The following is a 26,931-nucleotide window of genomic DNA, read 5'->3' as shown; positions in this document are numbered from 1 at the left end:
AGACGTTGTGGGAGTGTGCATCTGGAGTTCGTAGTAGGGTGTCCGACCGGATTGGTCAACCGACGGTGACCGCGATCGAATGCAGTCCCGAGGCGCCTGCGGGGAAGGGGTTGGCCATCGTGGTCGTCTGAATCTCGCCGGTACCGTCCGTCGCGCGCACGGTGAGATCATGGCGGCCGTCGGTGGCATCCCAGGGCAGGAACCACTGTCGCCAGCAGTCGATGTCGGCCTCGACGCCCAGGGTGGCCCGCTGCCACGGTCCGTCGTCCACACGCACCTCGACCTTCGCGATCCCACGGCCCTGGGCCCAGGCGACGCCGCCGATGGTCGTGCGTCCGGGATCCAGACGGGCCAGGGGGGCGGGGGTGTCGATCCGCGACTGGGTCTTGACGGTGCCGTCGGTGGCCCACCCCCGCTCCGTCCAGTACGCGGGTTGCTCGTCGTAGCGGGTCACGGTCATCCGGGTCAGCCACTTGGTGGCACCGACGAAGCCGTACAGCCGGGGTGTGAGGAGCCGGGCGGGGAAACCTCGCTCGGCAGCCAGGGGAGCGCCGTTCATGCCCACCGCGACGAGGGCGTCCCGGTCGTCGAGCAGGGCGGACAGCGGCGTGGAGATCGTCATCCCGTCCGTCGAGGTGGACAGCACCTGCAGGTCAGGGTCGCGTGGGTCGGCGTCGATGCCGGCCCGGGCGAAGAGCTCGCGGGTGAGGACCCCGAGCCAGCGGGCATTGCCGACGTAGGGGCCCCCGACGGGGTTGGAGACGCAGTTGAGGGTGATGTCCCGCTCGACCGCGGGCATCGCGAGCAGCTCGTCGAGGTCGATCGTGAAGGGGTCCGGCACGTCACCGTCGATGGTCAACGACCAGGTGCCCGGATCGACCTTGGGTACGAGCAGAGCGGTGTCGATCCGGTAGAAGTCCTTGACGGGGGTGACGAAGGGGGAGATGCCTGCCTTGCCGACATCGACCCCCTTCGCCAGTGGTGGCAGCGGGTCGGCAGCCGTGGGCAGGGAGATCGTGACCGGTGCGCGACGGCGGGCGAGTGCCTGACCGCCGGCGCCGAGGGCGACGGCGCCGACGCCGGCGCCACCGAGTGCGAGGACGCCGCGTCGGGTCGGCTCGCCCGGCACGTCGGGGTCCGGGCGCAGCAACCGGGTCCGGGAGACGAGCCACTCCAGGCAGGCGACGCCGACGACGGCCGCCACGATGGCCGGCAGCCAGGCGAAGGAGCCGGCCTGCGGACGCAGCACCGCGGCGGCACCGGCGAGGACGGTGAGCAGCACCAGGACGGCGACCGCAGCGGCCCGGGAACGCAGTCGCAGGACCCCGGCGACCGCGGCCAGCAGGAGGGTGACGGCGATGACCGACCCGATGAGGATCGGCTTGTCCGCCGTGCCGAAGGTCCCCACCGCCCACTCCTTCACGGGTGTCGGGGTGCCGTCGATGACGGTGCTGCCGACCGCGAGGACGGGTGATGACGGCGCCGAGACGAGTGCCGCGACCAGGTGCGCCGCGGCGCCTCCGAGCGCGGTCGCGAGGATCCCGCACATGGCGGCGGTGATCCTACGGACGTTCATGCCGGGGGTTCGGCGCCGACCGCTGCCCCGGATGGGTCAGACGGCGGTACCGTCCACGTCGAGGTGCTGTCGGTCCACGCCGGTGATCGCAGCGTAGGTGACACCCGCGATGAGTGCGCCGACGATCGGAGCCAACCAGAAGACCCACAACTGGCCCGCGGCGCCGTCCTGGAAGAAGGCGACGCCCGTCGAGCGGGCCGGGTTGACCGAGGTGTTGCTGATCGGGATGGAGATGAGGTGGATGAGCGTCAGGCCCAAGCCGATGGCGAGCGGGGCGAAGCCCACCGGGGCGCGGTCATCGGTGGCGCCGAGGATGATGTACAGGAAGAAGGCGGTGAGCAGAACCTCGGCGATGAGGACCGCGGCGAGGGTGTAGCCCCCCGGGGAGTGCTCGGCGTAACCGTTGGCCGCGAAGCCCGCGGATGCGTCGAATCCGGCCTTGCCGTTGGCGATGACATACAGCACGCCACCGGCGACGAGTCCAGCGACGACCTGGGTGCAGATGTAGGCCGGCACGTCCTTCCACTCGAAGCGACGACCCGCGGCCAGGCCGAGCGTGACGGCGGGGTTGAAGTGGCCTCCCGAGACGTGGCCGACGGCGTAGACCATGGTCAGGACGGTCAGACCGAAAGCGAGAGCGACGCCCACGAAGCCGATGCCGAGCCCGGTGTCCTGGCCGTCGCTCAGGTGCTGAGCGGCGAAGATCGCGCTGCCGCAGCCGCCGAAGACCAGCCAGAAGGTGCCGAGGAACTCGGCGCCGAGACGGTGGGGCAGGTCGTGGGGCACGGCTTCTCCTCAACCTAGCGCGCTGGCCTGGATGCCCCCGCGATGGAGTCGCGTTCATCATGGCGCGCATCCTCGCTCTCGTCCACCGCGACACCTGGACGTGGACGAAGGGGGCGACCCCGCCGGCTGCGTGGATCACCCCCTTCGTCAGGTGGCAGGTGGCCGTTGGTCACACGGAGTCGAGCACCGCGTTGAAGGTGGCGCTCGGACGCATCGCGGCCGAGGCCTTCTCGGCGTCGGGCTTGTAGTACCCGTCGAGGTCGACCGGCGAACCCTGGGCGCCGATGAGCTCACCGACGATCGTCTCCTCGTCGGCCGCAAGGCGCTCGGCGACCGAGGTGAACCGCTCCTTCAGCTCGGGGTCGACGTCCTGGGCGGCCAGCGCCTGCGCCCAGTAGAGGGCGAGGTAGAAGTGGCTGCCGCGGTTGTCGATCTGGCCGAGCTTGCGGGCCGGGGACTTGTTCTCCTCGAGGAAGGTCGCGATCGCCGTGTCGAGGGTGTCCGCGAGGACCTGGGCCTTCGGGTTGTCGAAGTTCTGCGCCAGGTGCTCCAGCGAGGCGCCCAGCGCGGAGAACTCGCCGAGCGAGTCCCAGCGCAGGTAGTTCTCCTTGAGGAACTGCTGGACGTGCTTCGGTGCGGAGCCACCGGCACCTGTCTCGAAGAGACCGCCGCCGTTGAGCAGGGGGACGATCGACAGCATCTTCGCGCTCGTGCCGAGCTCGAGGATCGGGAAGAGGTCGGTGAGGTAATCGCGCAGGACGTTGCCGGTGACGGAGATGGCGTCCTTGCCGGCGCGGATCTGCTCGAGGCAGAAGACGACGGCCTCCTGCGGCGGCAGGATGCGGATGTCCAGGCCGTCGGTGTCGTGGTCGCCGAGGTACTGGTTGACCTTGGCGATGACCCGGGCGTCGTGGGCGCGCTGCTCGTCGAGGAAGAAGACGGCCGGCGCGCCGGTGGCGCGGGCCCGCGTGACGGCGAGCTTGACCCAGTCCTGGACGGGGATGTCCTTCACCCGGCTCATCCGCCAGATGTCGTCCTTCTCGACGGTGTGCTCCATGAGGGTCTCACCGGCGGCATTGGTCACCGTGACACTGCCGTCCTGCGGGATCTCGAAGGTCGTCGGGTGCGAGCCGTACTCCTCGGCCTTCTGTGCCATGAGCCCGACGTTGGGCACGGTGCCGATCGTCGCGGGGTCGAGGGCGCCGTTCTTCTTGTGCTCCTCGATGACAGCGGCGTACATCGTTCCGTAGGACCGGTCGGGGATCATCGCGAGCGTCTCGGACTGGCCGTCGTCGGCGTTCCACATCTGGCCCGAGTCGCGGATGACGACGGGCATCGAGGCGTCGATGATCACGTCGCTGGGCACGTGCAGATTGGTGATGCCCTTGCCGGAGTCGACCATGGCAAGGCCGGGGCGCTCCGTCGACAACGCGTCGATGTCCGCGCGGATCGCGGCGGCCTTCTCCTCCGGGAGGGTCTCCAGCTGGGTGTAGAGGGAGGCCAGACCGTAGCGCAGGTCGACGCCGGCCTCGGCGAGGGCCTCGGCGTGGGTGTCGACGACCGAGCCGAGCCATGCCGCGACGGCATGGCCGAAGATGATGGGGTCGGAGACCTTCATCATCGTGGCCTTGAGGTGCAGGGAGAGCAGCAGGCCCTCCTGACGGGCAACCTCGATCTGCTCCCGGTAGAAGGCGCGCAGAGCCGTCGCGGACATGAAGGTCCCGTCGACGATCTCGCCCTTCGTCACCGCGAGGGAGTCCTTCAGGACGACCCTCTCGCCGCCGGTGGTGGTGAGCGTGATCGTCAGGGTGTCGTCCGCGGGCATGACGACCGACTTCTCGTTGCCGTAGAAGTCGCCTCCGGCCATCGAGACGACGCGGGCCTTGTTGTCGGCCGTCCACTCGCCGAGGCGGTGCGGGTGCTTCTTCGTGAAGTTCTTCACGGCCTGGGGGGCGCGACGGTCGGAGTTGCCCTCTCGCAGAACGGGGTTGACCGCGGAACCGAGTACGTTGGCGTAGGCGGCGGCCACCTCCTTCTCCTCATCGGTGCTGGGGGAGTCCGGGTAGTCCGGCAGGTCGTAGCCCTGACCCCGCAGCTCGGCGATGGCCGCCTTCAGCTGGGGAACGGACGCGGAGATGTTGGGCAGCTTGATGATGTTCGCCTCGGGCGACTGCGTCAGCTCACCGAGCGCGGCGAGGTTGTTCGGCACACGCTGGTCCTGGGTGAGGCGGTCGGGGAACTGGGCGAGGATGCGAGCCGCGAGGGAGATGTCGCTCGTCTCGAGCTCCACACCGGTGCCCGAGGTGAAGGCCTGGACGATCGGCAGCAGCGAGTAGGTGGCCAGGGCCGGCGCTTCGTCGATCTTGGTCCAGATGATCTTCGCGGTCATGTGTGTCCCTCCGTGGGTGTGGGGTGTTTTGCCCCGATCTTCCCACGCGCGGGTATGACGCACGACACGGCTGTCGGCGGTGAATAGCAACGGTCAGGGTCTAGTCAAGAAAGTAAGCGATTGGTAAGGTCGCATTCTCAATGACTGATTGAAAACGATTGAACCTGGGGAGGGGAGTTCTCGTGCATGTGGAGAACATGGTGTTTCTGGGGTGGGCTTCCATGCCGCTGATCGCCTACGTCGGGGGGATGCTGCTGCTGTCGCGGACAGAGCGTCGACGACAGAACCAACCGGCTGTTGGTGCGGAAGAACGGCTGGCGCACTTGCGGCACCTGAGGGACGCAGGTCTCGTCATTCCGCGTGGCCGCATGACGGACGCGCTCAGGCTCGCGGAGGGGACTGGCGCGCTGGCTGCTCCCGAGGCGCGGCAGCCTTGACATGGCTGTCTTTGCGCCGATGGGAGCGCCAGCGGCTCGAGGCGGCGACCGCGATTCGGGTCTGCGCCAGGTGCAGATCCGGATCGCCCTGACCGACTTCGTCCTGATCGTCTGGGCGGTCTTCGGATCCCTGATCGTGCGCTTCGGATTCGACGCCGGATCAGACATCGCAGCCGGCACCGACCGGTTCTCGCTCGGGTACCCGACCTTCAGTGCTGCGCTCGCCGTGGCCTGGTGGCTGTCCCTGCGACTGCACGGTGTCTACGAGGCAGAGATCCTCGGTCGTGGCGCAACCGAGTACCGCTTGCTGATGCATGCCACCCTGAGAGTCTTCGCCGCGGCGGCCCTGCTTGCGTACGCGTTCAAGGTGGAGGTGGCCCGCGGTTACTTCCTGCTGGCGCTCCCGGCCGGTCTGATCGGGCTCTTCGTGGCTCGTCAGGTCTGGCGACGGTGGTTGGGGGCGGAGCGGAAGGCCGGAGGGCTCAACCACGACGTCCTCGTCGTCGGGGAAGCGGGTCATGCCCTTGGTCTGATCGAGGCTTTTGCCAAGATGCCGGAAGCGGGTTACGGCGTCGTGGGGGTTTGCACCTCCACGACGGACGCAGATCGCGTGGGTGGTGTCCCCGTCGTCGGCAGCGAGCACCAGGCCGCACAGCTGGCCATCGAGCTCGGCGTCGATGTCGTCGCGTGCGGCGCTGTGCACCGGCTCGGCCCGTCCGGGCTGCGGCGCCTCGGTTGGGCTCTGGAGGGCAGCGGGGTCGAAATTCTGCTGTCCCCGGGTCTCACCGAGATCGCCGGGTCTCGGGTGATCACCCGACCCGTGTCCGGCCTTCCGCTCCTGCACGTCCAGACTCCGACGTTCTCGGGTCCGACACTCATCATCAAATCCACGGTGGACTGGCTCGCGGCTCTGGCGCTGGTGATCGCGCTGTCGCCACTGATGCTGGTCGTGGCCGTCCTCATCAAGCTTCAGGACGGGGGACCGGTCTTCTTCCGGCAGCAGCGGGTGGGGCAGGACGGGCAGCCGTTCCAGATGACCAAGCTGCGTTCCATGCGGGTCGACGCGGAGGCCCAGCTGGAGGAGCTGAAACGCCAACAGCTGGCGGAGCGCGCGTCCACTGGAGTCGATGGCGTGCATCCTTCCGGCACGCTCCCCTCACCCAGCGCTCAGGAGACCTGCACGGCACCGGTCGATCGAGGCGTCCTGTTCAAGATGGAACGTGATCCGCGGATCACCCCTGTCGGGCGCTTCATCCGTCGCTACTCGATCGATGAGCTACCCCAGCTGTTCGATGTGCTGAGCGGGAAGATGAGTCTCGTCGGCCCACGCCCGCCGCTGCCCGACGAGGTCTCCCGCTACGAGCACGACGTGCACCGTCGGCTTCTGGTCAAGCCGGGACTGACCGGGCTGTGGCAGGTCAACGGACGGAGCAACCTCTCCTGGGAGGAGTCCGTGCGGCTGGACCTGTACTACGTCGAGAACTGGTCGGTCGCCCTGGATCTGCTCATTCTCTGGCGGACCTTCTCCGCCGTGTTCGGCAAGGACGGCGCCTACTGACTCGCCCCCCGTCGGTGCGGGCCCGCGCGGCTCATACCGGCGCTGCTGACACAATGCCGCACATGTCCACGTCGAACATCCCGGCCGCGCAGCGGCCCCGCATCCTCTCCGGGATGCAGCCCACCAGTGACTCCCTCCACCTCGGCAACTACCTGGGAGCGCTGGTCAACTGGGTGGGACTGCAGGAGGACTTCGACGCGTACTACTTCGTCGCCGACCTGCACGCGCTCACCGTGCCGACGGATCCGGCCGACATCACCCGGCGCAGCCGCGTCACGGCCGCGCAGTACATCGCCGCTGGTGTCGACCCGGAGCGCTCGGCGATCTTCTGCCAGAGCCACGTGCCCGAGCACACCGAGCTGATGTGGGTCCTCGCCTGCCAGATGGGCTTCGGTGAGGCCTCGCGGATGACGCAGTTCAAGGACAAGACGGCCAGGGGCGGCAACGCCAACGTCGGACTCTTCACCTACCCGATCCTCATGGCCGCCGACATCCTCATCTACGACGCGGCACGCGTACCGGTCGGTGACGATCAGCGCCAGCACCTGGAGATCACCCGCGACCTGGCCCTGCGGTTCAACGCCCGCTTCGGCGATGCGCTGGTCGTGCCCGAGCCGCACATCATCAAGGAGTCGGCGCGGATCATGGACCTGCAGGACCCGACCGGCAAGATGAGCAAGTCGGCTTCCTCCGACAAGGGGCTGATCTCCCTGCTCGACGAGCCCGAGCGGATCGCCAAGAAGATCCGCTCGGCCGTCACCGACGTCGACGGTGAGGTCCGCTACGACCCCGAGGCCAAGGCCGGCGTGTCCAACCTGCTCTCGATCCACTCGGCCCTGTCCGGGACGTCGATCGCCGACCTCGAGATGCAGTTCTCGGGCCGTGGCTACGGGGACCTGAAGCACGAGGTCGCCGACGTCGTCGTCACCGCGGTGGAGCCGTACCAGACTCGGATGGCCGAGCTGATGGACGATCCCGCCGAGCTCGACCGGATCCTGGCGAAGGGGGCCTCCCGCGCCGGCGAGGTCGCGGCCTCGACCCGTGACCGGGTCTACGACCGGGTCGGCCTGCTCCCCGCCACGCGAGGCTGAGCATGGCGGTGCACGGGGTCTCGATCGCGGTTCCCGAGCCGTGGTGCGACCAGCTGCAGCAACAGCGTGAGGACGTCGGGGACCCGATGGCCCACGCGATCCCACCGCACATCACCTTGATGCCGCCGACGGAAATCGCTCCGAGCGAGATGGAGCGATTCGTCCGGCACCTCGATGAGGTCGCGGCCCACCACGGACCCTTCACGATCCACCTGCGCGGCACCGGGAGCTTCCGGCCCGTCAGCCGCGTCGTCTTCGTGCAGGTCTCCCAAGGCATCCCGATGTGCGAGCGACTGGAGCAGGCCGTGCGCCGTGGCCCCATCTCACGGGACCTGGAGTTCCCCTACCACCCGCACGTGACGATCGCCCACGACATCGACGAGGTCGGACTCGACCGCGCCTTCGACGACCTCGCGGGCTTCGACGCGCGCTTCGAGGTCAGCCGATTCCACCTCTATGACCACGGCTCGGACGGCGTCTGGCGGCCCATGGTCGACTTCGACCTCACGGGTGAACGACTGCTGCCGTCCCCGTGACCGGCGGTGCCGTGCTGACCGGCGGGTAGCGTGCGGACCATGACGTCGAGCGAGGAGCTGGAGCGGTTCTGGGCCGTGGTCCCCGCAGGAGGTGCCGGCACCCGCCTGTGGCCGGTGTCGCGAGCGAGCTCGCCGAAGTTCCTGCACGACCTCACGGGCACGGGCCGCACCCTGATCCAGGCGACGGTCGACCGCCTGCGGAGGCTGGCCGCCGACCGCGTGCTCGTCGTGACCGGCGCCGCGCACGTCGACGCGGTGCGAGAGCAGGTACCGGACCTGACCGACGACCACGTGCTCGCCGAGCCCTCGCCCCGCGACTCCATGGCCGCGATCGGTCTGGCGGCTGCGGTGCTCGAGCGCCGCGACCCGGGCGCGATCATCGGGTCCTTCGCCGCCGATCACGCGATCAACGACGTGGACGGCTTCCACCGCGCGGTCGAGGAAGCCGTCGTCGTCGCGGCCCGCGCCGACCGGCTGGTCACCATCGGCATCACGCCGACCCACCCGGCCACTGGCTTCGGCTACATCCAGCAGGGGCCGCCGCTGGAGAGTTTCCCCACCGCTGCACGGGTGCGCCAGTTCGTCGAGAAGCCCGACGCGCGTCGGGCTGCCTCGTACCTGGCGACCGGTGAGTTCCGGTGGAACGCCGGCATGTTCGTCGTCCGGGCGGGCGTGCTGCTCGACCTCCTCGAGCGCTGGCACCCGCAGCTGGCCGCAGGGCTGCGGCAGATCGCCGAGGAACCCGACCGACTCGGCGAACTGTGGGGCGGGCTGGAGAGGATCTCCATCGACCACGCGGTGGCCGAACCAGCCGCTGACGAGGGGCTTCTGGCGATGGTGCCGGGGTCCTTCGACTGGGACGACGTCGGTGACTTCAAGGCACTGACCGGGCTTCTGGCCCACGAGGACGAGCCGATGACGGTCGTCGGGGATGCTGCCGATGTCCGTGCCATCGACTCCGCGGGCCTTGTGGTCTCGGAGTCCGGTCGCATGGTCGCGGTCGTGGGGCTCGATGACGTCGTCGTCGTCGAGACCGACGACGCCCTCCTGGTCACCAGCCGGGCGCGCGCCCAGGACGTCAGGCTCATCGTGCAGGCACTCAAGGACGAAGGGCGCACCGATCTCGTCTGAGACCGGAGCCCGGCCACGTCGCGTCTGCGCATGCCGGTGACCGCAGGTCGGTAGAGTCATCTCGCCATGACTGTCCCTCTCGCCCCGGCCTTGCTCGGCGCCATCGACCGGCTCCTGCCCGAGCTGATCGACTTCCGGCGGGACCTGCACGCCCACCCCGAGCTCTCGTGGCAGGAGCATCGCACGACGGCGCGGTTGCGCGAACGCCTCGAGCTGGCCGGTCTGCAACCACGCCCGGTCGGTGAGACGGGTCTGGTCGTCGACCTGGGAGCCGAGGAGCCTCGTCGGAGGGTGGCCCTGCGCGGTGACATCGACGCCCTCCCCGTACGGGAGCGCACGGGACTGGACTGGAGCTCCACGCGTGACGGCATCTGCCACGCCTGCGGCCACGATGTCCACACCGCCGCCCTGCTCGGAGCCGGTCTGGCCCTCGCGGAGGTCGCCGACGAGCTGACGGCCCGGCACCTCGCCGTGCGTCTGGTCTTCCAGCCCGCGGAGGAGGTCATGCCCGGGGGCGCCCTGGCCTACGTCCGGGCCGGTGTGATGTCCGGCGTCGACACCGTCTACGCGGTGCACTGCGACCCCGCACTGGACGTCGGGGAGATCGGGCTGCGCGAGGGGGCGCTGACCGCGGCCGCCGACCAGGTGACCGTCACCCTGCGCGGGCGGGGTGGGCACACGTCACGCCCCTTCCTCACCGAGGACCTCACCTACGCCCTGGCCAAGGTCATCACCGATGTTCCGGCCGTGTTGAGCCGGCGGGTGGACCCGCGCTCGGGACTCGTCATCGTCTGGGGGCGCATCGTCTCTGGTGAGGCGATCAACGTCATCCCCTCCACCGGCGTGGTCCAGGGCACCGTGCGCATGCTCGACGTCGGGCTGTGGGAGGAGATCGGGCCGCTGCTGCACGATGTCGTCGACGGGGTGGTCGCGCCGTACGGGGTCGATGCCACCGTCGAGCACATCCGAGGAGTGCCGCCCGTCGTCAACGACGTCGCGGCCGTCGCGGCGCTCGGCCGGGCCACCATGGCCGCTGGGATGCGTCCGGTGCCCACGCCCCACAGCCTCGGTGGTGAGGACTTCGCCTGGATGCTGCATGAGTCGCAGGGCGCCCTGGCTCGTCTGGGTACTCGTGCCCCCGGCGGCCGTGTCTTCGACCTGCACCAGGGGGACCTCGTCATCGACGAGGCCGCGGTGCGCAACGGGACGGCGTTGCTCACCCTCGCTGCCGCTGGGGAGTGGACCCGGCTCGATCAGGACGGCTGAGGGCCGAGGGGATCGACCGGGGCTGCCGGCGGCGTCCACGACTCATCCGAGGAGATTGCATCGCGGTCTCATAACAGTTGGGTGGACGAGGGCCAACTGGTGGCAGGCCCCGAGAGAACGGCACGTAGCATCCCCTGATGGCACATGCGTGCCCGAGAACCCCTGTGAAGAAGGAGAGCGCCTTGCGTCACACCGTGAAGGCTGCATCGATCATGTCAGTGGCCGCCCTGGCACTGACCGCCTGCGGCGGCAGCAGCAGCACCGAGGACGAGACGTCGGCGTCCGGGTCCGGGACGGACGTCAAGGCGTGCCTCGCCTACGACGTCGGCGGGCGCGGCGACCAGTCGTTCAACGACTCCGCCGCCAAGGGTCTTGACCAGGCCAAGGACGAGCTGGGCATCGAGACCGAGGAGGTCGAGGCGAGCCAGGGCGAGAACGACGCCGCTCGCGAGGACCGTCTCAACCAGCTGGTCAACGTGGGCTGCACCAACATCGTCGGTGTCGGCTACATCTACGCCAAGGCCATCGGTAACGCGGCCAAGGACAACCCGGACGTCAACTTCGCGATCATCGACGACGCGTCCGAGGCCTCCGAGGGCGACAACATCGCCCAGCTCGTCTTCGCCGAGCACGAGGGATCCTTCCTCGTCGGGTCCGCGGCGGCCCTGAAGTCCAAGAGCGGCAAGGTCGGCTTCATCGGTGGCACCGACGTGCCGCTGATCAACAAGTTCGAGGCCGGTTTCAAGGCGGGCGCGAAGGCCGTCGACGAGGACATCGACATCCAGACCAAGTACCTCGCCGAGGACGGGTCCGGCTTTGCCGACCCGGCCAAGGGCAAGACCGCCGCGGAGGGGATGTACGACAAGGGCGCTGACGTGATCTACCACGCGGCCGGCGGCTCCGGTGCCGGCCTCTTCGAGGCCGCCAAGGAGAACAAGAAGATGGCCATCGGCGTCGACTCCGACCAGGCCAAGACGGCCGAGCAGGACGTGCAGGACGTCATCATCACCTCGATGGTCAAGAACGTGAACGTCGCGGTCTTCGACTACCTCAAGGCGGCGACCGAGGGCGAGGACATCTCCGGCCTGGTCGAGTTCGACCTCAAGGACGGCGGTGTCTCGTACTCCACCACGGGCGGCAAGATCGACGACATCACGGACAAGCTCGACGAGTACAAGCAGAAGATCATCGACGGGGAGATCACCGTCCCGTCCAAGTGACGCAGATCGACTGAACCTCGGGTCCGGTCACGCGTGCAGTGCGCGTGGCCGGACCCGAGGTGTGTCGGCAGTATCCTTCGCCTGCGGCAGCACGTCGCAGACGCACCACGGAGGCACCATGAGCACGACCGTCCCGGTCCCCCCTTCGTCCACCGGCGCGCCCAGCGGCGAGCTGGCCGTCGAAGTCGAGGGGATCACCAAGCGCTTCCCCGGGGTCGTCGCCAACCACGACGTCTCGTTCGCTGTGACGCGGGGGACGGTGCACGCGATCGTCGGCGAGAACGGCGCGGGCAAGTCCACGCTGATGAAGATCCTCTACGGTGTCCAGCGTCCCGATGAGGGCACCATCCGCATCAACGGCGACCAGGTCTCGCTGCACTCTCCCGCGGACGCGATCAAGCACGGCGTCGGCATGGTCTTCCAGCACTTCATGCTCGCCGACAACCTCACCGTCACCGAGAACGTCGTCCTCGGGGCGGAGAAGCTGCATGGCATCGGCACGGCGGCCCGAGCGGAGATCGACCGGATCTCCGACGAGTACGGCCTCGACATCGACTCCGGTGCCCTCGTCGCCGACCTGGGGGTCGGGGCCCGCCAGCGCGTGGAGATCCTCAAGGTCCTCTACCGCGGTGCCCGCACCATCATCCTCGACGAGCCGACCGCGGTCCTCGTGCCCCAGGAGGTCGACGAGCTCTTCGGCAACCTGCGCGAGCTGAAGCGGGAGGGCATCACCGTCCTGTTCATCTCCCACAAGCTCGACGAGGTGCTCTCCGTCGCCGACCGCATCACCGTGGTCCGCCGCGGGACCACTGTCGACACCGTCCTGCCCGGCGACGTCACCGCCCGCCAGCTCGCCGAGCTCATGGTCGGCAGCGAGCTTCCGCTACCCGAGAGCGAGGCGTCGACAGTCACCGATCGCGCCGTCCTCGAGGCCGCGGGCGTCACCCTTGACGGTGACGGGCGCACGCTCCTGACGGACGTGGAGCTGCGCATCCGGGCCGGCGAGGTCCTCGGCATCGCCGGCGTCGAGGGCAACGGCCAGGCGGAGCTGGTCGAGGTCCTCATGGGTGTACGGGAGCCCTCTGCCGGGCGGATCTCGCTCGAGGGGACCGACATCTCCGACTGGGACGTGCGCAGCATCCGCGAGGCCGGCGTCGGGTACATCCCCGAGGACCGGCACCGCCAGGGCCTCCTCCTCGACGCGCCCTTGTGGGAGAACCGCATGCTCGGGCACCAGACCGAGGCCCCCTCCTCCCGGAGGGGGATCCTCACCCCCGCCGCCGCACGTGCCGACACCGAACGCATCGTGGCCGACTACGACGTGCGTACCCCGAGCATCCACGTCACCGCCGGGTCGCTCTCCGGCGGAAACCAGCAGAAGCTGATCATCGGTCGCGAGATGAGCCACCGCCCCAAGGTGCTCATCGCCAGCCACCCGACCCGTGGTGTCGACGTCGGGGCGCAGGCGGCGATCTGGGATCTCATCCGCCGAGCCCGCCGGGAGGGGCTTGCCGTGCTGCTCATCAGCGCCGACCTCGAGGAGCTCATCGGGCTCTCCGACACGATCCGGGTCATCCTGCGCGGACGGCTCACCGACGAGTTCGATCCGGAGAGCGTGACCAGTCAGCAGCTGGGCAGTGCGATGACCGGAGCCGGGAAGGACGCCTCGTGATGCTCTCCCCGCGCCGGTTGGCGCTGAACCTCTCGGCACCACTCCTGGCCGTGGTCGTGGCCTTCGTCGTCACCTCGATCGTGCTCGTCGCGGTGGGGGACCCGGTCGGGCTCGTGTGGCAGACGCTGCTGTCCGAGCCGCGACCACGCACGCTCGTCAACACCTTCAACAGCGCGATCACCTACTACATCGCCGCCGTCGCCGTCGCGATCGGTTTCAAGATGAAGCTGTTCAACATCGGCGTCGACGGACAGTACCGGCTGGCCACGTTCGCTGCGGCGGTCTTCGCCGGGCAGGGATACCTCCCGGGGCCACTGAACATCATCTTCGCGATGCTGGTCGCCATGGCCGTCGGTGGCTTCTGGGCCGGGATCGCCGGCTGGCTGAAGGTCAAGCGCGGGGTGTCCGAGGTCATCTCGACGATCATGCTCAACATGATCTCGGCGGGACTCGTCGGTTGGGGACTGCGCACCTGGGGTCACCGTGCCGAGGGGAGCAACACCCGCAACACGACGACCATCCCGCAGTCGAGTCAGCTCGAGGGGCTGCCACTCGTCCCCGACGCGCCCAACCTCGTCTACACGCTGCTCGTCCTGGCGATCATCGTCGGCGTCGTCTACTGGTTCGTCATCAACCGCACCCGATTGGGCTTCGACGTGCGCGCCACGGGCGAGTCCGAGACGGTGGCCCTCGCCAGCGGCGTGAAGGTGCCGCGCATGGTGCTCTTCGCGATGATCGGCTCGGGTGCCGTGGCCGGGCTCATCGGCATGCCGGCCTTCTTCGGCGCCGACCACAGCTACGGACTCAACTTCCAGGAGGGCGTCGGCTTCATCGGTATCGGCGTGGCACTCCTGGGACGCAACCACGCGGTGGGGATGGCCTTCGCCGCCCTGCTCTGGTCCTGGCTGGAGAAGGCGTCCGACGGTCTGCAGCTGCAGGCCGGTGTATCTCCGGCCCTCGTCTACATCATCCAGGGCGTGATCCTCCTGGCGGTCGTCATCGCCTACGAGGTCGTCCACCGGTTCGAGCAACGGCTGGAGCAGAAGCAGGTCACCCGGCAGCTCGACGCCGGTGCCACAGCGGAAGGAGCCTCGGCATGAGCACGCTCGTGAGCGCCCCCGAGACGCGGACGGAGCCACTGCCGAAGGGACGCCGCTTCCCGTTCTGGGCGTGGCCCATCGGACTGGCCGTCGCGATCGTGGTCATCGCGATCGTCCGTGAGATCACCGGCCAGGACGACATCTTCTCCTCGGGGACGATCAGCGCCGCGCTGGCCTGGGCGATGCCGCTCGCGCTCGCCGGTCTGGGCGGCCTGTGGTCCGAGCGGGCCGGGGTGATCAACATCGGGCTCGAGGGGATGATGATCCTCGGGACCTGGGGGGCCGCCTTCGGCGCCATCCACGGCGGGCCGTGGATGGGCGTCCTGGGCGCCGTGGTCTGCGGCGCACTCGGTGGTCTCGTGCACGCGCTGGCCACGGTCACCTTCGGCGTGGACCACATCGTCTCCGGTGTCGCGTTGAACATCGTCGCGCTCGGTGTGGCCAGCTATCTCGCCGCACGGTTCTTCGGTGAGCTCGAGGGCGGGAGCGACGTCCAGTCGCCCCCACTGCCGTCGCTTCCGAGCGTGAGCCTGCCCGGCGTCTCCGACCTGCTGGGGTCGATCGAGGACCGCGGCTGGTTCTTCGTCTCCGACGTCGCAGCGCTGCTGCGCGGAGTGACCACCGACCTGTCCATGCTCACCGTCGTCGCGCTGCTGCTCATCCTGGGCACGTGGTGGGTGCTGTGGCACACCTCCTTCGGCCTGCGGGTGCGCAGCTGCGGGGAGTCGCCGGCCTCCGCCGAGACCCTCGGCATCAACGTCTACCTGTACAAGTACATCGCGGTCACCGTGTCAGGAGGCCTCGCCGGTCTCGGTGGTGGCTTCCTGGCCATGGTCGCCTCGAGCGCCTATCGCGAGGACCAGACCGGCGGTCGCGGCTACATCGGTCTCGCAGCGATGATCTTCGGCAACTGGCGCCCCGGCGGTGTCCTCATGGGTTCCGGGCTCTTCGGCTACATCGACGCCCTCCAGCTGCGCGGTGGTGGCGAGGCCATCCACGCGCTGCTGCTCCTCGTCGGCGTCCTGATCCTGGCCATCGGTGGGTGGCAGATCGTGCGCCGCCAGCGACTCGTCCAGGGCAGCGTGGCCATCGCCGCCGGCATCGGCGTGGTCGTCCTGTGGCTGCTCACGGACACCATCCCGGGGGACTTCACCCGCTTCGCCCCGCACCTGACGACCTTGCTCGTGCTGGCCTTTGCCAGCCAACGACTACGCATGCCGGCGGCCAACGGCAAGGTCTACCGCCGGGGCGAGGGCCACTGACGTGGCGACCCTGACCGAGGACGGGTGGCAGCAGCTGCACGCCGCTGCCGTCGAGGCCATGGAGCGTGCCTACGCCCCGTACTCCGACTTCCCGGTCGGGGTCGCCGGATTCGCCGACGACGGACGGCTGCTCAGTGCGTGCAACGTCGAGAACGCCTCGTACGCGGTGGGTCTGTGTGCCGAGTGCGGCCTGATCAGCGATCTGGTCCGCACGGGAGGGGGTCGGCTCGTCGCTGTCTGGTGCGTCGACGCACGGGGCGAGACGCTCATGCCGTGCGGGCGGTGTCGCCAGTTGCTGTGGGAGCACGGCGGAGCCGAGTGCCTCATCCGCACACCGGAGGGAGATCTCTCCCTCACCGAGATCCTGCCCCAGGCCTTCGGGGCGCAGGACCTGACGAAGGGAGCACCGTGAGTGATCCGGTCGAGAACCACGACGTCGTCGACGTCATCCGCGCCAAGCGTGACCGGGGTGAGTTGAGCGACTCCCAGATCGACTGGGTGGTCGACGCCTACACCCGCGGCGTCGTCGCCGACGAGCAGATGTCCTCGCTGGCCATGGCCATCCTGCTCAACGGCATGACCCGACCGGAGATCTCCCGGTGGACCACGGCGATGATCGACAGCGGCGAGCGGATGGACTTCGCCTCGCTCAGCCGGCCCACCGCGGACAAGCACTCCACGGGCGGAGTGGGCGACAAGATCACCCTCCCGCTCGCGCCGCTGGTCGCCGTCTTCGACGTCGCGGTGCCCCAGCTCTCCGGGCGAGGCCTCGGACACACCGGAGGCACCCTTGACAAGCTCGAAGCGATCCCCGGTTGGCAGGCGGACCTCACCAACGAGGCGATGCTGGCGCAGCTCGAGGACGTCGGTGCCGTCATCTGCGCGGCCGGCGCCGGACTCGCCCCGGCCGACAAGAAGCTCTACGCCCTTCGGGACGTCACCGGCACGGTGGAGGCCATCCCGCTCATTGCCAGCTCCATCATGAGCAAGAAGATCGCCGAGGGCACCGGCTCGCTCGTGCTCGACGTCAAGGTCGGCTCGGGTGCCTTCATGAAGACGCGGCAGGACGCCACCGAGCTGGCCCGCACCATGGTCGACCTCGGCACCGATGCCGGCGTCCGCACCGTCGCGCTGATCACCGACATGTCGGTACCGCTCGGACTGACCGCCGGCAACGGCCTCGAGGTCCGCGAGTCGCTCGAGGTCCTCGCCGGGGGCGGCCCGCAGGACGTCGTCGAGCTGACCGTGGCCATCGCCGACGAGATGACCCGCGCTGCGGGTCGTGAGGTGGGCCCCGACGAGCTGCGGGCCGCGCTCGCCGACGGCCGCGCGATGGACGTGTGGCGCCGGATGATCTCCGCCCAGGGCGGGGACCCGGACGCGCCGCTGCCGACCGCTGCGTCGACCGAGACCATCACCGCGGACGCCGACGGCCACCTCGAGCACGTCGATGCCTTCGCCGTCGGCCTCGCTGCCTGGCGCCTCGGCGCCGGTCGGGCCCGCAAGGAGGACCCGGTACAGGCTGCCGCCGGTGTGGAGCTGCATGCCCGGCCGGGGGAGCCGGTCCGGCGTGGCGACCCGCTGTTGACCTTGCACACGGACACCCCGGAGCGCTTCGGCCGGGCGATCGAGGCGCTGGACGGTGCCTGGCGAATCAGCAGCACGATCCCGGCGCCCCGCTCGGTCGTGCTCGACCGGATCAGTTCAGGAGGATGATGATGCCCGAGCTCAACGACACTCCCTCGATCATCGACGTACCGGGAGGCAAGGTCATCGCCGAGCACGTCGGTCGCATCGCGACAGGCACCGATGCGATGTCCGTCGCCCACATGAAGGCACCGGCGGGGTGGTCCGAGCCGGCCCAACGCCCGCAGTTCGACGAGGTCACCCTCGTCATCGCCGGGACGGTCCTCGTCGAGCACGATGGCGGCACCACCACCGTGACGGCCGGTCAGAGCGTCGTGACCGCGGCGGGAGAGCGGGTCCGCTACTCGACCGGCGCGGACGGTGCCGAGTACGTCGCGATCTGCACTCCGGCATTCGCTCCCGACACGGTCAATCGCGAGGACGAGGGGTGAGTCCCGACGAGCGGGTGATCCGCGCCCTTCCCAAGGTCGTCCTCCACGACCACCTCGACGGAGGAGTCCGACCGGCCACCGTCCTGGAGATTGCCGACGAGGTCGGCCACGACCTGCCGGTCGACGGTGCGCAGCGCACGGCGGAGGGCTTGGCCCGCTGGTTCCGGGACTCGGCGGACTCCGGCTCGCTGGAGCGCTACCTCGAGACCTTCGCGCACACCGTCGGGGTCATGCAGACCGCTCCGGCGCTGCGTCGCGTCGCCCGGGAGTCGGTCCTCGACCTCGCTCGCGATGGCGTCGTGTACGCCGAGTCGCGCTACGCCCCGGAGCAGCACCTCGAGGCCGGTCTCACCCTGGAACAGGTCGTCGAGGAGGTGGATGCCGGTTTCCGCGAGGGCGAGGAGGAGGCTGCCGCCGAGGGGCACCCGATCGTCGTGCGGGGCCTGCTGACCGCGATGCGGCACGCAGCCAAGTCCCGCGAGATCGCCGAGCTCGCGGTGAACTACCGGGACCGGGGCGTGGCCGGATTCGACATCGCGGGCGCCGAGGCGGGACACCCGCCGAGTCGTCACCTCGATGCCTTCGAGTACCTCAGGCGGGAGAACGCACACTTCACCATCCACGCCGGTGAGGCCTTCGGGTTGCCGAGCATCTGGGAGGCCCTGCAGTGGTGCGGTGCGGACCGCCTCGGCCACGGCGTGCGCATCGTCGACGACATCGGTTTCGGCGGCGGCACCGTCACCGACGACCCGTTGGGAGCCAACGCCGCGGTGCTCGAGGACCCGTCACAGCTGCGACTGGGGCGTCTGGCCGCGTACGTGCGAGACACCCGGGTTCCCCTGGAGATGTGCCCGCACAGCAACGTCCAGACGGGAGCAGCACCGTCCATCGCGGCCCACCCGATCACGTTGCTGACCCGATTGCGCTATCGCGTCACCCTCAACACCGACAACCGACTGATGTCGGACACGTCGATGACCACGGAGATGCACGCCCTCGTCACCGATGCGGGTTGGGACCTTGCCGACCTTCGCTGGGTGACGACGAACGCGATGAAGTCCGCCTTCCTTCCCTTCGATGAACGGCTCGAGCTGATCGAGGGCATCATCAAGCCCGGGTACGCCGCAGCTTCCCCGACGGACTGACGTCGAGGGGCTCAGGGGAACGGTCGCAGCGAGGGGAGACGTCCGCGGGTGTCGGGCGCCGTGCTCCCCGAGATGTCGTCGCCGGCCCCGACCTCTGGTTGACCTTGCACGGACCGGTAGTGTGAGTCATGCCACACACTGCACGTTCCATCGCGTCGTCGTGGGGGTCCGGGTCCACGGGCCGTTCGGCCGGCGCTCGGACAGGACCAGGTGAGGAAGTTGGCGCACACGGGACTCCGGTGGCTGGTGAGCCCAGCAGTCGACAAGGCGCCCATCGGAAGCGCACGGGCGGCGGCCGCCCTGCGGGTGCTGCTCGGCCTGATGTGGTTGTACAACGTGGCGTGGAAGCGGGCGCCTGACTTCGGCCAAGAGGCGGGCAACGGCCTCTTCAAATTCACCGGCTACGCCGTCAGCGACCCGGTGTTTCCTCCGTTCAGCTGGGTGGTCGAGCACGCCGTCCTGCCCCACTTCCAGGCCTTCGGATGGGTCGTGCTCGTCGTTGAGACCGGTCTGGCGGTCATGCTCCTGACCGGCACCTGGGTCCGAGTGGCGGCTGCGGTGGGAATCGCTCAATCGGTCGCCATCGCGCTCTCGGTCGCCTACGCGCCTGCCGAGTGGCCCTGGTCCTACTGGTTGATGATCGGCGCCCACCTGATGATCCTGTTCAGCTCCGCCGGCAGGGTGCTGTCCACGGATGCCATCCGTGCGGGGCTGTCCCGGGGTATCCCCGTGCTCCGGTCGTGGGGAGTGCTGGCGATGCTCGTCGGCCTGGTTGCGGTCGTGGGGTCGCTCGATGACCCGTTGGCGGCCAGCGGCTACGAGGTCGGCTCGAGCGACCCGTCCGTCAGCCTGGGGGCCTACAACCTCGGGGGCGGCCTCGTGCTCCTGCTCATCGGCGTCCTGCTGCTCGCCGCCTCGAGACCTGGTTCAGGTGCGGGCGGTCGTGCGACGGCCATGGGGGCAGCGGTCACCGCGACGGTGGCGGCGCTGTCGCTGTACATCCAGGTGGGGTTCAGCGACCCGGTGCTCGGCGGCACGACCACCTCAGCGGGATTCCTGCTCTGCCTCGCCGTCGTGGCGCTCGCGGTCACACGGCAGACGTCCGCGGCAACCACGCACAGCCGTCAGCAGCCCGCATCGCCGTCGGTTGCACGATGAGCATCCACGTCGTCGACGGCGGCGACCGCGGCTGCGGGGAACTCCTGCTTGTCCTGGCTGCACGCAGCCGCACGCTCGCTCCCGGCAGCACGCTGCGTCTCCTGGCCACAGATCCAGCAGCGCCCATCGATCTGCCGGCCTGGTGCCACCTCACGGGGCATCGCTACCTCGGACAGGGCCTCACCGCCGGAGGTCGTGCCCACTTCGACATCCGGCTCTCCGACCGGCCGCGCAGCACTTCACAGGCACGACTTCGGCGTCCGGATCCGGCTCCGCCCCAGGCTCACCCACGAGAGGAACCACCATGAACGGACTCATCATCAACCTGACCCACTCGGTCGACGACGTCGACCGCACCAGCGTCGCCATCGTCATCGCCGGCGCCTCCGTCGCCTCATCGCAGGAAACCACGGTCTTCCTGTCGTCCGAGGGCACCCGACTCGCCGTCACGGGAGTCGCCGACACCCTGCACGAGGAGGGCTTCGCACCCATGTCGGAGCTGGTCTCCAGCTACATCGAGGCTGGGGGCACCTTCTTGGTCTGCAGTCCGTGCGCCAAGAAGCGTGGGATCGGCGAGGAGGACCTCATCGAAGGTGCGACCATCGTCGGTGGGGCCTCGCTGGTGGCGTTGCTGGCCGACGGCGCGTCGTCGTTGTCCTTCTAGGGCCAGGCGTCTGATGCCAGAGCGCACGGCGCTGCCGCCCCGGGATGCTCCCACCCGGACTGTCGCCCTGGAGTACGACGGCGGTGACCAGGACTGCGGGAGCGGTCTGCTGCTTGCCATCACGTCTCGCATGCGGCGCATCGACGAGGGCGCCGTGCTGCTCCTGTACACCAACGAGGGGTCGGTGCTCGCCGATCTGCCCGCGTGGGCCCGCTTGGCGGGCCACGACCTGCTTGCGGTCGTCGATGACACAGCCGACGCCGACCCCGGCCCTTGGCGTCTGTGGATCGAGCGTGGCCGGACGGCCCCTGGTGGTGGCGACCGCACCGTCGCGTCGGACGTCGAGTACTCTTCCGCGGCGCCCGCAACCGTGGGTACCCGGCTGTGGCTGTACTCGAACTTCCACTGCAACCTGGCGTGCACCTACTGCTGTGCCGCGTCCTCACCGCGTGCCGACCAGCGCCTGATGCCGGTCGAGACCGCCGCGAGTGCGGCAGCAGAGTTCGCCCAGCAGGGAGGGCGGGAGCTGCTCATCACCGGTGGTGAGCCCTTCCTGCATCCTGACCTCGGCGCGTTCGTGGCCCGCACCGCTGCGCACGTGCCGGTAACCCTGCTGACCAATGCGATGGTCTACGGGCGTGGCCGGCGTCGTGAGGTCCTGGAGTCCTTCGACCGGGACCGGGTCACGCTGCAGATCAGTCTGGACTCGGCCGGTCCGCAGCTGCACGACCGGGAGCGTGGTGCCGGCTCGCACCGGCGCGCCCTCGAGGGCATCCAGCTGGCCCGCGAACTCGGGTTCCGTGTCCGGGTGGCCGCGACGTACCTGCCCGAGGACGCTCCCGCAGCCGGAGACCTCCTGGGCACCCTGGCCTCCCTCGGGGTCGCGGAGGAGGACCGCCTGGTCCGTCCCGTTGCCCAAGAGGGCTACGCGGCGAAGGGGGTGGAGATCACCCTCGACTCCATCGAGCCCGAGCCCACCCTGGCCGCGGACGGTGCCTGGTGGCACCCGGTCGGAGTCACCAACCGACACCTGCAGGTGGCCGACACACCGCTCCCACTCAAGCACGTCTTCGATGTGGTCCGGGACGTCGTCGCCGTCCAGGCCGCCAACGGTTCTCACGGGCGAGCCGTCTTCCGCTGCACCTGAGAACTCTGCTTCACCTCGCCGGACGGAGGCCGAGGGACATCCGGTGCCCGGCCGCCCGTCGGGATGCCGGAGGTGGACCAGCACCGCCGCGAGTGTCTCAGTAGCCGTCGGGGGTGGCGGGGCCTCCGCGTCGACCGGGCTCGGGGACGACGAGCCCGCCCGGCCCGGGATCGCCGGCCTCGGCGAGCAGTTTCTCCGTGCTCGAGGTGCCGATGCGGGTGACTCCCTCCGCGAGCATCGCCAGCAGGGTCGGGATGTCGCGCACCCCGCCGGAGGCCTTGACCTCCATCCGCGCCGGGGTGTGCTCCCGCATGAGGGCGACATCGGCGAGTGTGGCGCCACCGCCCGCGAAGCCGGTGGCGGTCTTCGTGAAGTCGGCACCCGCCTCAGCGCTGGCCCGGCAGGCGTCGATCTTCGCGGTCTCGTCGAGCAGGGCGGTCTCGAAGATGACCTTGACCAGCGCGTCTGCCCCGTGGCCGACCTCGACCACCGCCGCGATGTCGTCGCGCACCGACGCGAGGTCCCCGCCGCGCAACCGGCCGATGTTGAGCACCATGTCCAGCTCGGTCGCACCGTCGGCGAGGGCCTGGCGGGACTCGGCCACCTTGGCGGCGGTGGACGTCGTCCCGTGCGGGAAGCCGATCACGGTGCACACCCGTGTCGGGCTGTCCGCGACCTCGGCGATGGTCGCGGCAGCCAGGACCACGTCGCCGGGTCGCACGCAGACGCTCCAGATGTGCTGCCCGGCGAGCTCGCGGACGGAGGCGGCGACCTCGTCGGGCGTCAGCTCGGGCTTGAGCAGGGCGTGGTCGATGAGGTCGGCGACGTCCTGGACGGTCAGGGTGCTGCCGGGGGTGAAGGGGGGACGCGTCATGCCTCGATCCTACGGTTGCCCCGAGGGCCGATCGACCCAGCGCGAGCCGACCTCGACGAGGCGGCCGGAGCCCGCGGTGAGCTCCGCCACGGTGGGAGCGAGCGCACCTGCTCGGTCGGCCGGTACGCCGAGTCGCAGCGTCACCTCGGTGGCGTAGGTGGTCTCGAGGATCCGGACCCCGCGCGAGCGCAGATCGTTCTCGATGCGGCCCGCTTCGGAGTGGGAGACAGCCAGCTCGTACTCGAGGGCCAGTGACCGTGGCATCGTGTCCACCGAATCCAGAGCGACTCTGACCGCGTCACCATAGGCGCGGGCCAACCCGCCGGTACCCAGCAGGACCCCACCGAACCACCGGGTGACGACGGCGACGACGTCGCTGACCTCCCGCCCGCGCAGCACCTCCAGCATCGGCGCCCCCGCACTGCCGGACGGTTCGCCATCGTCAAAGGAGCGGTGCAGCTCGCCACCAGGACCGATCACGAGGGCCGAGCAGTGGTGTCGGGCGTCCCAGTGCTCCTTGCGCACCCTCTGCACGACCGCGCGTGCAGCGTCCTGCGACTCGACCCGCGCGAGCGTGCAGCGGAAGCGGGAGCGCTTCACCTCGATCTCCGCCTCGCCGTCGCGGGCGATGGTGCGGTAGGACGTCGGGGACATCGGGCGCTCCTCAGATCCGGGAGAGGATCTGCTCGGCCTGCCTCGGAGAGGCGACCCTGGCCCCGAGGGCGACGTGGCGCGCGACGACCCGAGGCTCCTCGCGCGTGAGCACCAGCCCCCGTCGGATCAGCGTCAGCGGTGGTTTCCGCCGCTCGGCAAGGTCTCGCACGAGGCGCAGCACGAAGGTGTGCCAGCGGTGGTGGCGGATGCACCACGCGGAGTGCAGCAGTCCAGCCGCACGCAGTGCGGGGACGGCCTCGGCCGCGAAGATCCCCTCGGCGACGACCAGGTCCTCGGGACGGGCCGTCACGGTGTGCTCTCCGAGAGTGCTGGAGGTGCTGATGTCGTAGATCGGCATGGACGCCGTGCCCTGCTCGAGCAGTCGAGAGAGCGCCGAGACGGACGCATCCTGGTCCCAGCTGTCCGGGTGGTCCCAGTCGACCATCCCCAGCTCGTCGCTTCGCGGCAGTCCAGGGGCGTCGGCGCTCTTGTAGAAGTCGTCGAGACGCACGATCGGCCACCCGTGGGCTCGGCTCAGACGGTCGGCGAGGCGCGACTTGCCCGAGCCACTCGGGCCGGCGAGGACGACGACCCGCCCGGTGGCTGGGGTCTGGTCGGGCGCACTCACAGCGGGAGAGTCTACGACCGGTCAGGGGAGGGCGGTGAGCCGCTCCATCGCGGCGCGCACGGCGGCCAGACGCGCCGCCGCACGCTCGCGTGCGGCAGCGAGATCCTCGTGGCGGTCGACCGGTTCGATCGCCTCGAGGTAGACCTTCAGCTTCGGCTCCGTACCCGAGGGCCGCACGATGATCCGGGTCGCGTCCGCCAGGAGATACCGCAACCCGTCCGTGGGTGGCAGTCGGCCGTCGCCGAGCGAGAGGTCGTCCGCGTCGGTGACGGGTGAACCGGCGAGCTCCACCGGTGGGGCAGCCCGCAGGCGGTCCATGAGCACCCCGAGGTCGGTCAGGTCGCTCACCCGGACGGAGAGGGCATCGGTCGCGTGGACCCCGAGCCGGGTGTGCAGGTCGTCGAGGACGGACTGCAGCGACCGCCCCTCGGCCTTGAGGACGGCGGTGAGCTCCGCGATGAGCAGGGCGGCCGAGATGCCGTCCTTGTCCTTGACCAGGTCCGGGGCGACGCAGTAGCCGAGCGCCTCCTCGTAGCCGTAGTGCAGGTCGGGTACGCGCGCGATCCACTTGAACCCGGTCAGGGTCTCCTCGTGGGGCACCCCCGCCAGCTCGCACATCGCCGCGAGCAGGCGTGAGGAGACGATGGAGTTGGCCATCCGGCGCCCTTCGGGGACGCCACGCATGATCAGGTGCGAGGCGAGCAGGGCCCCGAGCTCGTCGCCGCGCAGCAGCCGCCACCCGCCGTCGACCTGGGCGTCCGGTACCGCCACGGCGCACCGGTCGGCGTCGGGGTCGTTGGCGATGACGAGGTCGGGGGAGGCCTCCCGGGCCGCGGCGAGGGCGAGGTCAAGAGCGCCGTCCTCCTCCGGGTTCGGGAAGTTGACGGTGGGGAAGTCGGGGTCGGGCTCCGCCTGACCGGGCACCCGGCGCGGTTCGGGGAAGCCGGCGCGGGCGAAGGCCCGCTGAACCGTGACGTCCCCGACGCCGTGCAGGGAGGTGTGCAGGATCCGCACGTCACGAGGCGTGTCGGGGGCCACGACGGCAGTGATCGCCGTGAGGTAGGCCTCGACGATCTCGTCCCCGAGCACCTCCCACCCGGACTCGGCCCGCGCCACGGACGCGACGGACTCGACCCGGGTGATCCGGTCAGCGATCTGCTCGTCGACCGGGGGCACGATCTGGCTGCCGTCGCCGAGGTAGACCTTGTAGCCGTTGTCCTGGGGCGGGTTGTGGCTGGCCGTGACCATGACCCCGGCGTCCGCGCCGAGGTGGCGGATGGCGAACGCGAGCACCGGTGTCGGCAACGGCTCCGGCAGGAGCGCTGCGCGGCCACCGGCTGCGGTGACCACGGCGGCGGTGTCGATGGCAAAGGCGTCGGACTTGTACCGGGCGTCCCGGCCGATGACGACGAAGGGGGTCTCCGTCCCCTGCCGCAGGTGGGCGACGAGGCCGGCAGCGGCCCGGATGACGACGGCACGGTTCATCCGGTTCGGACCGGCGCCGAGAGCGCCGCGCAGGCCGGCCGTCCCGAACTGCAGAAGGCCGGTGAAGCGGTCGGTGAGGTCGGCGACCGCGGCGGGGTCACCCCCTTCGGCGGCAGTGATGACCGCCTCCAGCTCGGCACGGGTCTGCGGGTCCGGGTCGTCGACGGCCCACTCGTGAGCGGCTTGCCGCAGGTCGTCGACGGGGGAAGGGGTGCTGTGCCGCCCGCGGTGCTCCATGCGCGGCCTCAGATCCGGCCGACGATGTCGGCGAGCAGGCGACCGCACCGGTCGGCGGCCGCCCGGCCGGCGGCAACGACCTCCTCGTGCGCCAGCGGCGTCTCACTGATGCCGGCAGCCTGGTTCGTCACCAGCGAGACGCCGAGCACCTCCAGCCCGGCTTCGCGGGCGGCGATGGCCTCGAGCGTGGTGCTCATCCCGACCAGGTCGGCACCGAGGACTCCTGCCATGCGCACCTCGGCCGGCGTCTCGTAGTGCGGGCCGCGGAACTGCGCGTACACGCCCTCGCCGAGTGAGGGGTCGACCTCGCGGGCGAGGTCCCGCAGGCGCGGGCTGTACAGATCGGTGAGGTCCACGAAGTTCGCGCCCTCGACCGGTGAGCTCGCGGTGAGGTTCAGGTGGTCGCTGATCAGGACCGGGGTGCCGGGGGCCCACTCGGGTCGCAGTCCGCCGCACCCGTTGGTCAGCACGATCGTGCGGCACCCGGCAGCGGCAGCGGTGCGCACCGCGTGGACGACGGCGCGCACTCCCCGCCCCTCGTAGAAGTGCGTGCGGGTACCGAAGACGAGCGCCCGACGACCGGACCCGGCGATGTCCACCGAGCGCACCTGCCCGGAGTGGCCCGCCACGGTGGCAGCGGCGAACCCGGGCACGTCGGTCTGGTCGAAGGCGGCCTCGGTCGCGCCGACGAGGTCGGCGGCCTGCCCCCAGCCGGAGCCGAGGACGAGGGCGACGTCATGGGTGCCGACGCCGGTGCGTTCGGCGATGACCGCCGCGGCGTCGCGGGCGAGGGCGAAGGGGTCCTGGTCTGCGCTGTGCTGGGTCACATCCGCAATG

25 protein-coding genes are annotated in these 26,931 nt (G+C 69.9%); 17 read left to right on the top strand and 8 right to left on the bottom strand.

Annotation, left to right across the window (positions count from 1 at the left end; genetic code table 11):
* Positions 1 to 55: 55 nt before the first annotated feature.
* The 3 genes from V1351_RS11875 to V1351_RS11865 form a co-directional block, all read right to left on the bottom strand.
* On the bottom strand, positions 56 to 1,576 hold the full coding sequence (locus V1351_RS11875; RefSeq protein ID WP_338748382.1) for a molybdopterin-dependent oxidoreductase: 1,521 nt from the start codon (positions 1,574 to 1,576) through the stop codon (positions 56 to 58).
* Positions 1,577 to 1,612: 36 nt separating this feature from the next.
* On the bottom strand, positions 1,613 to 2,362 hold the full coding sequence (aqpZ, locus tag V1351_RS11870) for an aquaporin Z (protein ID WP_338748381.1): 750 nt from the start codon (positions 2,360 to 2,362) through the stop codon (positions 1,613 to 1,615).
* Positions 2,363 to 2,531: 169 nt separating this feature from the next.
* A complete protein-coding gene (locus tag V1351_RS11865) occupies positions 2,532 to 4,751 on the bottom strand; it encodes an NADP-dependent isocitrate dehydrogenase (protein ID WP_338748379.1) in 2,220 nt (739 codons plus the stop codon).
* 221 nt (positions 4,752 to 4,972) lie between these two features.
* Here V1351_RS11865 and V1351_RS11860 point away from each other — a divergent pair, with 221 nt between their 5' ends.
* From V1351_RS11860 to V1351_RS11780, 17 genes are all read left to right on the top strand, one after another.
* Entirely contained in the window at positions 4,973 to 5,188 is a 216-nt protein-coding gene (locus tag V1351_RS11860) for a hypothetical protein (protein WP_338748378.1), read from the top strand.
* A gap of 70 nt (positions 5,189 to 5,258) precedes the next feature.
* Complete coding sequence (locus V1351_RS11855) at positions 5,259 to 6,746, top strand: sugar transferase (RefSeq protein ID WP_338748377.1); 1,488 nt, start codon at positions 5,259 to 5,261, stop codon at positions 6,744 to 6,746.
* Between the two features lie 53 nt (positions 6,747 to 6,799).
* Positions 6,800 to 7,837 (top strand): tryptophan--tRNA ligase, encoded by a 1,038-nt coding sequence (gene trpS / locus V1351_RS11850; protein ID WP_422388976.1) that lies wholly within the window; start codon positions 6,800 to 6,802, stop codon positions 7,835 to 7,837.
* 2 nt (positions 7,838 to 7,839) lie between these two features.
* Positions 7,840 to 8,373 carry a 2'-5' RNA ligase family protein gene (locus V1351_RS11845; RefSeq protein WP_338748375.1) on the top strand — a complete coding sequence of 178 codons (534 nt, stop codon included), beginning with the start codon at positions 7,840 to 7,842 and terminating at the stop codon, positions 8,371 to 8,373.
* A 39-nt stretch (positions 8,374 to 8,412) separates the two neighbouring features.
* Positions 8,413 to 9,504 carry a mannose-1-phosphate guanylyltransferase gene (locus V1351_RS11840; protein ID WP_338748374.1) on the top strand — a complete coding sequence of 364 codons (1,092 nt, stop codon included), beginning with the start codon at positions 8,413 to 8,415 and terminating at the stop codon, positions 9,502 to 9,504.
* Between the two features lie 66 nt (positions 9,505 to 9,570).
* Positions 9,571 to 10,770, top strand: coding sequence for an amidohydrolase (locus V1351_RS11835; RefSeq protein ID WP_338748373.1), 1,200 nt, complete (start codon positions 9,571 to 9,573; stop codon positions 10,768 to 10,770).
* Between the two features lie 212 nt (positions 10,771 to 10,982).
* Positions 10,983 to 11,990 (top strand): BMP family lipoprotein, encoded by a 1,008-nt coding sequence (locus V1351_RS11830; RefSeq protein ID WP_338748372.1) that lies wholly within the window; start codon positions 10,983 to 10,985, stop codon positions 11,988 to 11,990.
* 118 nt (positions 11,991 to 12,108) lie between these two features.
* Positions 12,109 to 13,662, top strand: a complete 1,554-nt coding sequence (locus tag V1351_RS11825) for an ABC transporter ATP-binding protein (RefSeq protein WP_338748371.1) — start codon at positions 12,109 to 12,111, stop codon at positions 13,660 to 13,662.
* Positions 13,662 to 14,762, top strand: coding sequence for an ABC transporter permease (locus tag V1351_RS11820; RefSeq protein ID WP_338752526.1), 1,101 nt, complete (start codon positions 13,662 to 13,664; stop codon positions 14,760 to 14,762). Before V1351_RS11825 ends, V1351_RS11820 begins: the two co-directional genes overlap by 1 nt.
* Positions 14,759 to 16,024 carry an ABC transporter permease gene (locus V1351_RS11815; RefSeq protein WP_338748370.1) on the top strand — a complete coding sequence of 422 codons (1,266 nt, stop codon included), beginning with the start codon at positions 14,759 to 14,761 and terminating at the stop codon, positions 16,022 to 16,024. The genes V1351_RS11820 and V1351_RS11815 overlap by 4 nt, the downstream gene beginning before the upstream one ends.
* A gap of 10 nt (positions 16,025 to 16,034) precedes the next feature.
* Positions 16,035 to 16,436, top strand: coding sequence for a cytidine deaminase (locus V1351_RS11810; RefSeq protein ID WP_338752525.1), 402 nt, complete (start codon positions 16,035 to 16,037; stop codon positions 16,434 to 16,436).
* On the top strand, positions 16,433 to 17,740 hold the full coding sequence (locus V1351_RS11805) for a thymidine phosphorylase (RefSeq protein ID WP_338748369.1): 1,308 nt from the start codon (positions 16,433 to 16,435) through the stop codon (positions 17,738 to 17,740). The genes V1351_RS11810 and V1351_RS11805 overlap by 4 nt, the downstream gene beginning before the upstream one ends.
* On the top strand, positions 17,737 to 18,102 hold the full coding sequence (locus V1351_RS11800) for a cupin domain-containing protein (RefSeq protein WP_338748367.1): 366 nt from the start codon (positions 17,737 to 17,739) through the stop codon (positions 18,100 to 18,102). Before V1351_RS11805 ends, V1351_RS11800 begins: the two co-directional genes overlap by 4 nt.
* Positions 18,099 to 19,247: an adenosine deaminase gene (locus V1351_RS11795; RefSeq protein ID WP_338748365.1), complete on the top strand. Its 1,149-nt coding sequence runs from the start codon at positions 18,099 to 18,101 to the stop codon at positions 19,245 to 19,247. The genes V1351_RS11800 and V1351_RS11795 overlap by 4 nt, the downstream gene beginning before the upstream one ends.
* Positions 19,248 to 19,493: 246 nt before the next feature.
* A complete protein-coding gene (locus tag V1351_RS11790) occupies positions 19,494 to 20,405 on the top strand; it encodes an Rv1678 family membrane protein (protein WP_338748364.1) in 912 nt (303 codons plus the stop codon).
* A 304-nt stretch (positions 20,406 to 20,709) separates the two neighbouring features.
* Positions 20,710 to 21,069, top strand: a complete 360-nt coding sequence (locus tag V1351_RS11785) for a DsrE family protein (protein ID WP_338748363.1) — start codon at positions 20,710 to 20,712, stop codon at positions 21,067 to 21,069.
* Between the two features lie 13 nt (positions 21,070 to 21,082).
* Positions 21,083 to 22,216, top strand: a complete 1,134-nt coding sequence (locus V1351_RS11780; RefSeq protein ID WP_338748361.1) for a radical SAM protein — start codon at positions 21,083 to 21,085, stop codon at positions 22,214 to 22,216.
* A gap of 97 nt (positions 22,217 to 22,313) precedes the next feature.
* Here the strand turns inward: V1351_RS11780 and deoC are convergent, their stop codons facing one another.
* From deoC to V1351_RS11755, 5 genes are read right to left on the bottom strand one after another with little or no spacing between them, the layout of a single operon-like run.
* Positions 22,314 to 23,090: a deoxyribose-phosphate aldolase gene (gene deoC, locus V1351_RS11775; RefSeq protein ID WP_338748360.1), complete on the bottom strand. Its 777-nt coding sequence runs from the start codon at positions 23,088 to 23,090 to the stop codon at positions 22,314 to 22,316.
* 9 nt (positions 23,091 to 23,099) lie between these two features.
* Complete coding sequence (locus tag V1351_RS11770) at positions 23,100 to 23,744, bottom strand: YigZ family protein (RefSeq protein WP_338748359.1); 645 nt, start codon at positions 23,742 to 23,744, stop codon at positions 23,100 to 23,102.
* Positions 23,745 to 23,754: 10 nt separating this feature from the next.
* Positions 23,755 to 24,372, bottom strand: coding sequence for a uridine kinase family protein (locus tag V1351_RS11765; RefSeq protein ID WP_338748358.1), 618 nt, complete (start codon positions 24,370 to 24,372; stop codon positions 23,755 to 23,757).
* Positions 24,373 to 24,393: 21 nt separating this feature from the next.
* Positions 24,394 to 26,094 (bottom strand): phospho-sugar mutase, encoded by a 1,701-nt coding sequence (locus tag V1351_RS11760; protein ID WP_338748357.1) that lies wholly within the window; start codon positions 26,092 to 26,094, stop codon positions 24,394 to 24,396.
* 8 nt (positions 26,095 to 26,102) lie between these two features.
* Positions 26,103 to 26,921 (bottom strand): purine-nucleoside phosphorylase, encoded by an 819-nt coding sequence (locus V1351_RS11755; RefSeq protein WP_338748356.1) that lies wholly within the window; start codon positions 26,919 to 26,921, stop codon positions 26,103 to 26,105.
* Between the last annotated feature and the right edge of the window lie 10 nt (positions 26,922 to 26,931).

The organism is Janibacter sp. A1S7 (assembly GCF_037198315.1).
Classification (GTDB): Bacteria; Actinomycetota; Actinomycetes; order Actinomycetales; family Dermatophilaceae; genus Janibacter; species Janibacter alittae.
Note: the sequence above shows the minus strand (reverse complement) of the source record. Positions and strands in the feature narration are given on the sequence as shown.